Genomic DNA, 10,011 nt, shown 5'->3' with positions numbered 1-10,011 from the left:
TTGATCCATTTAAAAAGTCAAAACGAGATTAGAATAATGCGGTAGCGGTTGGTAGTCTTTTGTTGAGGCCTTTTAAAGGGCTTTTTGCGTTGGATAAGTCCTTCTAGGGCTAATAAAAAGTCACCAGCTATGCTGGTGGATATTTACTGTTTATTATTAATATCACTTGCAATTGAAAGATAAGAAATGCACATAAAAAATAGGATTTCTTTGATTAGATACGTGAAATTAAAAAAAATGGAAAGATTTGCTATAAGAAACTAGTACATACGGCTGTTCAATTTTTAAATACGATATTTTGGTATTTTACGCGAGCGCCAACTTCGCTGATAAAATTATCCGCTTGCATTCGAGTAGCTGTTAAACTAGAATTAACATTAAATGTAAGCGAAATCATTATAGAGAGTGGGGATTTTTGTTATGCACGAAACGACTAGAAATTATCTGATTGAAAGGGCTAAAATTTATCGTCAAGAAGCACAGCGTGCAATTGAACTTTTCGTGTCCGATGAAGAATATCGCGCACAATTGATTGAGAAAACGATAATTAAATCGTGCCGTTCCGAATTGGAAAATAAATTACAAGGTCTAGATACAAATGATTATTATAAATTACTTGGGGAAATGGACTTGTTTTTGAACAGCCCAAATACCCTATTTGAGCGTTTGGACTGGGTTCGTATAAATTGTCGAATCTATATAGATAGCGCAACCAAGTGTTGAAGACAAGTGAATGTAATAATGTTATAATTAGGTAAAGAGAAGGGGTGGAGGTTGATGGCACAAAAATATCAGAAAATACTGGTACCGGTGGATGGTTCGGATAGCGCTGAAAGAGCATTAGAGCGTGCAATAGCAATCGCTAAAAGAAATGCTGCACATCTTGATATTTTGAATGTAATTGATGTAAAACATTTTGCCAGCAATGTGGGAGGAGTAATTGATCCAACCGGTGATATTATTTACTCAACTTTTGAAAATGTTCAGTCATATTTAAAGGAACTTGAAGAAAAGGTTTTAAAAACTGGATATAAAGATGTTTCTATCCATGCTCGCTTCGGTTCGCCACGAACGATAATCTCAAAAGAGTTTCCAGATGAATATAATTCAGATCTGATTGTCATTAGTAAAACAGGTTTGAATCCTGTTGAACGGATACTGATGGGAGCCATTACTGATTATGTGATTCGTATGGCCCGTTGCGATGTGATGGTCGTTCGTTAAAAATAATACAGGTGGAAGTGTTGAAGGGGGATTGATCAATGACATGGCTTGAAATCATCGCTGTTGGCAGTTTGGGAGTTTTGATTGTTTATAATTTAAAGACAAGTTTAGCAGTTAAAAAACTTCGAAGTAAGATGAATGTTGCGAAGGCTGAAAAAATAGCTGTCACTGATGATCAGGAATTGTTGGGTGTTGCTGCCGATAAGAAGAGATGGCTGCTTTTAGGACAGATTCTTTTCTGGATTTCAGTTGCCATGGCATTTTTTGCATCATTGATTGAGGTGGTGTATTTTCTAGATTTGTATACGATTACCTCGATATATGTTAATTATTTGGATAAAAAAGTTATTAAAACTATTAATAAAGCATAGCTGAAGGATAGGTGCACCTGGTTTTTGTGTGCAAAATCTATCTGGAGGTTATTTTTTTTTTAAGTCTCATTTAAACTTATCGTAAACAAACTTTTTTATGTTAAAATTCCCGTATATCTCATGATATAGCTCAAGTAAATTGAATTGGAGATTTTAACAATGAATATTATGAAAGAATACGGAATTTCACTTTTGAAAGCCCTAGTTTCTTTTATTGTTTTATTAGCGCTAGTTAATTTAATAAAAAATACAAACTGGGAACTACTTTTGAATTATTATTTAATCAGCAATTATATAATGCTTTATCCATTCAACCAGCGTTTTCTTGAAAAAAAGAGCGTAGATATAAGAGAAAACGATGAGAAACTGTCACGAACACGAAAAAGCAAGGATTCAGGGCCGAGAGTGGATTCAAATGAGGAACAAGATACAATGTCACGTGTAAAAAATGTGCAGACAATCAAAAACGATCCAAGAGATCTTCTAATGAATACAGGGCTTAGTTTTATAAAATACGTGTTTTTGATTATCTGCGCTCCGGTTATTTTTATGCAGTTTTATCTATTGGGAAAAAATATATTATGATCGTTACTAGACTTTATTTTTTAGCGATTGATTGTTAGATGGTAATTTTTGTAAAAGCAGGGTGTTGAATTAATTTTTTTGAAAGTTGAATATCATGGCGAGAAAAGACTATAACAGGTCGAGCAAGCATTTCAGAATATGCTTGTGTAGTTAAATGATGTCGTTGGGTATTTTTTTAAATTAACCTAAGGAATATATTTTATAATATTTAAAAATATTATTTTTAATCTTCACCTAATAAAAATAAGCCTAAAGCGCTCTGGGTACTTATTTTATGAGAGTTTCTCTTAGCAACTTACATTGACTTTTCTAATATATTTGTTATAATTTCTCTAACTTGTTGTAATTTTATTTATATTGTGGAGGAATACATATGAGAAATCTCATAAAAAGGCTTTTCTTGAAAGAGGATCCTAATGTCTATCAAGACAAGGACTCTCATTTAGAGCGCGTTTTAACTGTCAAAGACTTTCTGGCATTAGGTGTGGGTACGATTGTATCGACTTCTATTTTTACGCTACCAGGTGTTGTTGCTGCATCTCATGCAGGTCCTGCAGTTGCGCTATCGTTTCTTGCAGCAGCTATTGTAGCAGGATTAGTGGCATTTGCATACGCTGAAATGTCATCTGCTATGCCCTTTGCTGGTTCGGCATACTCATGGATCAATGTTATTTTCGGTGAGTTTTTTGGTTGGATTGCTGGGTGGGCTTTGTTAGCAGAATACTTTATAGCTGTGGCTTTTGTTGCTTCCGGATTGTCAGCTAACTTTAGGGGATTGATCGAGCCCTTGGGAATAAAGCTTCCGAATTATTTAGCCAATGCACTTGGAACTAACGGTGGGTTTATTGATATTATTGCTGTTATTGTAGTTGTGTTGATTGCATTATTATTGTCACATGGAGTTTCTGAAGCTGCACGTGTTGAAAATATTTTGGTTGTACTAAAGGTTTTAGCAATTTTAGTTTTTATTTTTGTTGGACTGACAGCTCTGCATAAGGCAAACTATACTCCATTCATTCCAGAGTATCATAAGAATGCTGATGGTTCTGCTTTTGGTGGATGGCAAGGAATTTATGCAGGAGTTTCGTCAATCTTCCTGTCATACATTGGTTTTGATTCGATTGCCGCAAACTCTGCAGAAGCAAAAAATCCGCAGAAAACAATGCCACGTGGTATCTTAGGATCACTTTTGATTGCGGTCGTTCTTTTCGTTGCCGTTTCATTAGTTTTGGTGGGAATGTTCCATTATTCTAGTTACGCTAACAACGCTGAACCAGTTGGTTGGGCTTTGCGTCAAAGTGGGCATCCAATTGTTGCAATAGTTGTACAAGCGATTGCAGTGGTCGGGATGTTTACAGCCTTGATCGGTATGATGTTGGCTGGATCACGTTTATTGTATTCATTTGGTCGTGATGGCATGCTACCAAAATGGTTGGGTGTCTTGAACGATAAAAAACTTCCAAACCGTTCCTTATTAGTTTTAGGGATAGTTGGAGTTGTTTTAGGAGCGCTTTTCCCATTTGCGTTCTTGGCTCAACTGATATCAGCAGGAACGCTCATTGCGTTTATGTTCGTTTCTTTGGGGATTTATGCCTTGCGCTCACGTGAAGGCAAAGATATACCTGAACCAGCCTTCAAAATGCCTTTTTACCCAGTTCTACCAGCTGTAGCATTCTTAGCTGCATTAGGAGTTTTCTGGGGTTTGGATTTTGATGCTAAGATATATGCGTTGGGCTGGTTTGTTCTAGGCCTAATTATCTATTTTGCTTATGGTATGCATCATTCATACCTTAGCAAACGCGCAGAAGGACCTAAAAAATGACTGCCAACAAAAAATTACTAGATAAAGAATCTAACGCGCTTGCTAAAACATCAAGAATCAATTATTTTGATGTTGTTATTGAGTCAGGGAAAGGCGCTGTTGTCAGAGATGTTGAGGGGCATCAGTATATTGACTTATTATCCAGTGCTTCAGCAACGAATACGGGGCATGCGCATCCACATGTTGTTAAGGCTATTCAAGAGCAGGCAGCAAAATTAATCCAATACACACCAGCATATTTTGCAAATGCTCCGGCTGCAAAGTTAGCTGAAAGGTTGTGCGCTTTAGCTCCAATAAGTGGGGCTAAAAAACTGGCATGGGGGAATTCAGGTTCAGATGCAAATGATGGAATTATTAAATTTGCCCGTGCTTATACGCACCGTCCTTATCTTGTCAGCTTTATGGGTGCATACCATGGTTCAACATATGGTTCGATGACCTTATCTGCTGTCAGTCTGAATATGGCACGTAACATGGGGCCATTATTACCGGATGTAGTTAAGGTTCCATATCCTGATCCATGGAATCGATTAGCTGGCGAGACTGAAGATGCTTTCGTTGATAGAATGTTTGCTGAATTCAAACGTCCATTTGAAACATTTCTTCCGGCTGAAGAAACGGCATTGATTATCATTGAACCAATCCAGGGAGATGGCGGAATTGTTAAGGCTCCGGTTGCCTTTGTACGTAAAGTGGCTGAGTTTGCACATGCACATGGCATTTTATTTGCTATCGATGAAGTCAATCAAGGTTTGGGAAGAACAGGGAAATGGTGGTCAATACAGCATTTCGGAATTGAACCAGATTTGATGTCTGTTGGGAAATCACTTGCTTCAGGACTTCCTTTAAGTGCTGTGGTCGGTCGCGCAGAGATAATGGATTCCTTGGATGCTCCTGCCCATTTATTTACAACTTCGGGAAATCCTGTTACTACTGCTGCTGCGATGGCGACTTTAGATGTTATCGAAAATGAGCATCTTGTGGAGCGATCTGCTCGGTTGGGTGAAGAAGCAAAAGAGTTTTTTGAACGTGAGAAAACCAAGCATGCATTTATAGGTCAGTATCGCATGTATGGGCTTGACGGTGGGATAGACATAGTTGATCCGACAACCGAAAAACCGGATGCAGATGCAACGACTAAATTAATTTACCGAATTTTTGAACTCGGAGCAATTATGATTAGTCTTAAAACAAATGTTTTGCGGTTTCAACCACCGTTGGTCATAACAGATGAGCAATTGCATAAAGCGTTCAACATTATGGCACAAGCTTTTTCGGAATTGGAAGAAGGAAAATTGAGCTTGCCTGATAATGCTGATAATATAGGATGGTAATGAAAAAATATTCTCAGTTATAAAAATTAAGGTCTGAGTCAAAATTTATTTTTTGACTCAGACCTTTTATATTTGCAATATCCGCGTTAATGTAGCACAGCAATCAGAGAATTCCACCTAATGTTGAATTGTTCACTATCAGTGCAAGACCAAATGCACAATTCGTTATTAGTATCTAGCTTTTCTTGATTTGATCTAATTAATGTTTTTAATTAATGTATCTTAAAGAATATTCTCGGGCTCAAGAAAATTAGTAGTATGAAAAAAGCAAAACGCTTTTTTGTTTCTAGCCCCAGTCATCTCTGATTTTTGAACTATTAGTTATCAAAAATCGCCGTTTCTGGCCATTTAGCAGGCCAATTTTTTCTAAGCATACGTTTACGATAATATTGCATTTTTTTAGAGTCTGCCATAAACAAATTTGTTGGATGAGCTTCTAAATTAAATAGATCTTCTAATCCATATGGAGCAATTATTTCGATGTTAGCATTTTCAAGATAAACACCAACAGCACTGCATGTTTCAGGTATTGATGCAATGGCCGCACGTAAATTTTTGCCATAAGGTTGTCTGCTATCAGAGGTGGTTAAAGCAATGTTTTGCAAGTTCCAAAGATATTTTGAATATTTTTGTGTAACAATCGCTTGTTGTGTCAGTAATTGCTCATAAGTTTCTGATTGATCACTATATATGATATCAATATTGTTTTGCAAAATTGAATAAGGTTGTTGCATTTTCGCGCACCACACAAGGTTTCGAACGGTTCCTGCGCAGAGTGCCCAATTTTGAAGATGTAAACTATTGATAATTCTTAATAATTCCATGAATTCTGGGGTTTTTTTAATAAAATTGTTCAATTCTTGTTTATATTTCATGCTGTTCCTCCAACAAAGTTCTAACAATTATTGTAATTTGTTTTTGGAAAGAATAAAAGCCCATTTTTGGCTAAAAGGACTAATAAAATATTGGATTGGCAAGATACTAGTGAATTTTGTTGCTAAGTTTGTTATATTATATATATGAAAACGGTTTAAATAAGAGCTGGGAGGAATTGTTATGCAAAAAATTATTGCAATTAATGCTGGAAGTTCGAGTTTAAAGTTTAAGTTATTTGAAATGCCGAAAGAAAAGGTGATTGCTAAAGGTCTTTTCGATCGAATAGGTTTGGATGAAGGAAAAATAAAAATCGAATATAATGAAAAACAAAGTTTTGAAAAAAAGGAACATATCGAAAATCATTCTAGTGCAGTTAAAAAACTGCTTGATTTGTTGTTAAAGCTTGATATTATAAAAAATTATGCCGAAATAACAGGGGTTGGTCATCGAGTTGTTGCTGGAGGAGAATTCTTCAAAAAATCAGTAGTGATTAACACAAAAGCGATGCGTCAAATCAATGAATTAGCTGAGTACGCTCCTATTCATAATCCAGCTAATTTAATGGGGATCAAAGCTTTTAAAAAAATACTTCCTGATGCGATCGCTGTTGCGGTCTTTGATACTTCATTCCACCAAACTATGCCTAAAGAAAATTTTCTTTATAGTGTTCCATATGAGTGGTATCACAATTATGGAGTGAGAAGGTATGGAGCGCATGGAACCAGCCATCGTTATGTTGCAAGCGTGGCGGCAGAAATGATGAAGAAACCCATAGAAAAGCTTAAAATTATTACTTGCCATTTGGGAGCTGGAGCATCGATTTGTGCTGTAAAAAAGGGTAGGTCTTTTGATACCTCAATGGGCTTTACACCATTGACGGGAATTACAATGGGGACTCGATCTGGTGATACGGATGTTTCTATGATTTCTTTTATGATGCAGAAATTAAAAATGCATTCAATGCCTGAAATTATATATGATTTGAATAAAAAATCAGGTTTATTAGGTATCTCGGGTCTTTCTTCAGATATGCGTGATATAGAAGAAAAGAAAAAGACGAATATGAGAGCGCAGCTTGCTGAAGATATTTTTGTTAAGGATGTTGTTAAATACATTGGAGCCTATACAGCAGAAATGGGCGGGTTGGATGCAATTGTCTTTACAGCAGGAATTGGTGAAAACTCATCTCAAATTCGAGAACTTGTGATGAAGAGACTTTCTTATATGGGAATAACAATCGATGAAGAAAAAAATAGCCAAAGGGGTAAAGCAGAATTTATCTCAAGCTTGGATTCGAAGGTTGCGGTTTTGATGATTCCCACAGATGAAGAGCTCATGATAGCTCGAGATGTTCAAACCTTAGCTAATCAAAACGAAGATACGCGGGCAAAAAAATACGTCAGATAAAACGTAAAAAGATTTTATTACAAAAACATTAATTTTTTTAAAACGTTATTTTTTTGACAATTAACTGTAAACTAACCGTAACATAAAATGGTTCACAAACATGTCAAAACGTGTTAGATTAGTCAAGTCATCTAATCAACTAATTTTTAGGGGGTTTTGTCATGAGCAACAAATTTGATCTTTTGGAAGAGTATCAGGCTGCAGAGGCAAAAATTGCTGAACTTAACGATGTTTGCGAAAAAATAAGTCATAGCAGCCGTGGACGCCATCTTTTGGATGCTTACGATGAAAAAAGACGCGATGCGCAAGCGGAGCGTGATCGCCTAGGGGTTATACTGGAAGCTATGTCTGCGGCTGAAGATTAAAATTTAAATAAGTAAACTACCTGAGGGGTCATAGCTAAGAATTTTCATAGCTGTGGCCTCTTTTTTAAAAATAAAATGTTTCAGGTGTCAATACTAAATTGCCTATCACTTATAAAAGCAAAAGTGAATATTCCATTTTAAGCTATGACTGTTTTGACAAAGGTCATAATTTATCTTTTGTTGAGAAGTCATCTTAATTTGTGAGAGCTTTTATTAGTTATTAAGATTTCTACTATAAATAAAAAATTGAATATTTTTTTTAAATAGCTAAACGAAAGCTGTATGCATTATCAAGTCTAGATGCTTTTTTGAGTTTAACACGTACAAATGTACAAATTCAGATGAAATAGTTCGATTTTTATTTTGACATTCATTTTTTGATTTGTTAAGCTAAATGAAAATGGAGGGATAGATGTGAGCAGTGAAATAGACATTGTTATGGGTAGTATTTCAGATTGGGAAACCATGAAACAGACTGCGCTTGTTTTAGATCAATTTCAAGTTAATTATGATAAACGTGTGATTTCGGCACATCGGATGCCGGATGAAATGTTCGCTTTCTCTAAGAAAGCAGCATCTAATGGTACTAAAGTTATTATTGCGGGTGCCGGAGGAGCTGCTCATTTACCAGGGATGATAGCAGCTAATACGATTTTGCCAGTTATCGGTGTTCCCGTGCAGAGTCATGCACTTAATGGTCTTGATTCATTGTTATCAATTGTTCAAATGCCAGCAGGAGTTCCAGTTGCAACGACAGCGATCGGAACTGCAGGGGCAAAGAATGCAGCTTTATTGGCAGTGCAGATATTAGCTGTTAATGATAAAAAGTTGCAATCAGAGCTAAGTGATTTTCGTGAGAAGCAGCACGATAAATCTGTGGAAAGCGGTGAAAAACTTGTCTAAATTCGTTGCACAAGGTAAAACAATAGGTATTATTGGTGGCGGCCAATTAGGGCAAATGTTGACATTCTCAGCTAAAAAGGCTGGATTCCGTGTGATTATTTTAGACCCGAATCCTGATTGTTCTGCTGGTCAGGCTGCAGATGCGCAGATAGTGGCACCATACGCTGATTTAGAGGCAATTGAGAAATTAGCACAGCGTTCTGATGTGCTTACTTACGAATTCGAAAACGTAGACTTGCAAGCTCTGGAAGATGCAAAGCAGCTGGCTTCTATCCCTCAAGGTACGAAATTACTCGCTATTACTAAGGATCGAATAAAAGAAAAAACATTTTTAAAAGAACATGGTTTGAGAGTAGCCCCTTTTGCAGCAATCAATAGTGTGTTAGATTTAAAAGAGGCAGTAGAAAAAATTGGATATCCATCGGTGCTGAAGACGTGTCAAGGCGGTTATGATGGGAAGGCTCAAGTTGTGTTGAAACAAAAAAGTGATTTAGCTGAAGCTGCGGAACTTATTGAAAGGGGCCAGTGCATTCTTGAAGGTTGGGTTCCTTTCGATAAAGAGTGCTCGGTGATGGTTGGGAGAAGCATAAGTGGTGAAATTTCAGTCTTCCCAGTAAGTGAAAATATTCATCGTAATCAAATCTTGCATGAAAGTATCGTGCCAGCCCGTTTGCCAAATAGCGTTCTGAAAGAGGCACAAAAAATGGCAATTCGTATTGCTGAGGGAATCGACCTATGTGGCATTCTTGGAGTGGAAATGTTTGTTAGTTCCGAAGGCAAGATTTTTATTAATGAGTTAGCTCCGAGACCACATAATTCCGGGCATTATTCGATTGAAGCATGTAATTTTTCACAGTTTGATATTCATAATAGGGCTATTTGTGATTGGCCGATGCCGAAAATAAAGCTGCTTCAGCCAGTTGTGATGGTAAATGTTTTAGGGCAACATGTGAATGGATGCGCTCAACTAGTTAAGGATAAACCGCAATGGCAATTTCACGATTATGGTAAAGGTGAGGTTCGTAAAGATCGTAAAATGGGTCATGTTACGATTTTAACAGATAATATTGAGGAAACTTTGAGTGAAATCAATAATACAAAAGTTTGGAATTGAAGGAGAAAAA

Annotated in this window: 11 protein-coding genes; 10 read left to right on the top strand and 1 reads right to left on the bottom strand. The window is 36.6% G+C overall.

The genetic code is table 11. The features are described 5' to 3' along the window. Positions 1-420 precede the first annotated feature (420 nt). The 6 genes from FC19_RS05445 (at position 421) to FC19_RS05420 (ending at position 5,336) form a co-directional block, all read left to right on the top strand. A complete protein-coding gene (locus FC19_RS05445) occupies positions 421-723 on the top strand; it encodes a hypothetical protein (RefSeq protein ID WP_057875975.1) in 303 nt (100 codons plus the stop codon). A gap of 54 nt (positions 724-777) precedes the next feature. After that, complete coding sequence (locus FC19_RS05440; RefSeq protein ID WP_057875974.1) at positions 778-1,224, top strand: universal stress protein; 447 nt, start codon at positions 778-780, stop codon at positions 1,222-1,224. A 38-nt stretch (positions 1,225-1,262) separates the two neighbouring features. Next, on the top strand, positions 1,263-1,595 hold the full coding sequence (locus tag FC19_RS05435; RefSeq protein ID WP_057875973.1) for a hypothetical protein: 333 nt from the start codon (positions 1,263-1,265) through the stop codon (positions 1,593-1,595). Positions 1,596-1,754: 159 nt separating this feature from the next. Next, positions 1,755-2,180, top strand: a complete 426-nt coding sequence (locus tag FC19_RS05430) for a hypothetical protein (protein ID WP_057875972.1) — start codon at positions 1,755-1,757, stop codon at positions 2,178-2,180. A gap of 373 nt (positions 2,181-2,553) precedes the next feature. Further along, positions 2,554-4,002 (top strand): APC family permease, encoded by a 1,449-nt coding sequence (locus tag FC19_RS05425; protein WP_057875971.1) that lies wholly within the window; start codon positions 2,554-2,556, stop codon positions 4,000-4,002. Then, positions 3,999-5,336, top strand: a complete 1,338-nt coding sequence (locus FC19_RS05420; protein ID WP_057875970.1) for an aspartate aminotransferase family protein — start codon at positions 3,999-4,001, stop codon at positions 5,334-5,336. Before FC19_RS05425 ends, FC19_RS05420 begins: the two co-directional genes overlap by 4 nt. 317 nt (positions 5,337-5,653) lie before the next feature. Here FC19_RS05420 and FC19_RS05415 read toward each other — a convergent pair whose 3' ends face one another. After that, positions 5,654-6,211, bottom strand: coding sequence for a nucleotidyltransferase family protein (locus FC19_RS05415; protein ID WP_057875969.1), 558 nt, complete (start codon positions 6,209-6,211; stop codon positions 5,654-5,656). Between the two features lie 181 nt (positions 6,212-6,392). Here FC19_RS05415 and FC19_RS05410 point away from each other — a divergent pair, with 181 nt between their 5' ends. The 4 genes from FC19_RS05410 to purK all read left to right on the top strand — a co-directional run bounded on the left by FC19_RS05410 (position 6,393) and on the right by purK (position 10,001). Further along, positions 6,393-7,619 (top strand): acetate/propionate family kinase, encoded by a 1,227-nt coding sequence (locus FC19_RS05410; protein WP_057875968.1) that lies wholly within the window; start codon positions 6,393-6,395, stop codon positions 7,617-7,619. A gap of 161 nt (positions 7,620-7,780) precedes the next feature. Further along, positions 7,781-7,984 (top strand): hypothetical protein, encoded by a 204-nt coding sequence (locus FC19_RS05405; protein WP_057875967.1) that lies wholly within the window; start codon positions 7,781-7,783, stop codon positions 7,982-7,984. A 414-nt stretch (positions 7,985-8,398) separates the two neighbouring features. Beyond that, positions 8,399-8,887: a 5-(carboxyamino)imidazole ribonucleotide mutase gene (purE, locus tag FC19_RS05400; protein WP_057875966.1), complete on the top strand. Its 489-nt coding sequence runs from the start codon at positions 8,399-8,401 to the stop codon at positions 8,885-8,887. Next, entirely contained in the window at positions 8,880-10,001 is a 1,122-nt protein-coding gene (purK, locus tag FC19_RS05395; RefSeq protein ID WP_057875965.1) for a 5-(carboxyamino)imidazole ribonucleotide synthase, read from the top strand. Before purE ends, purK begins: the two co-directional genes overlap by 8 nt. The last annotated feature ends 10 nt before the right edge of the window (positions 10,002-10,011 follow it).

The organism is Liquorilactobacillus aquaticus DSM 21051 (genome assembly GCF_001436755.1).
GTDB lineage: Bacteria > Bacillota > Bacilli > Lactobacillales > Lactobacillaceae > Liquorilactobacillus > Liquorilactobacillus aquaticus.
The sequence above is the reverse complement of the archived record's forward strand: the minus strand, read 5'-3'. Positions and strand labels throughout refer to the sequence as shown.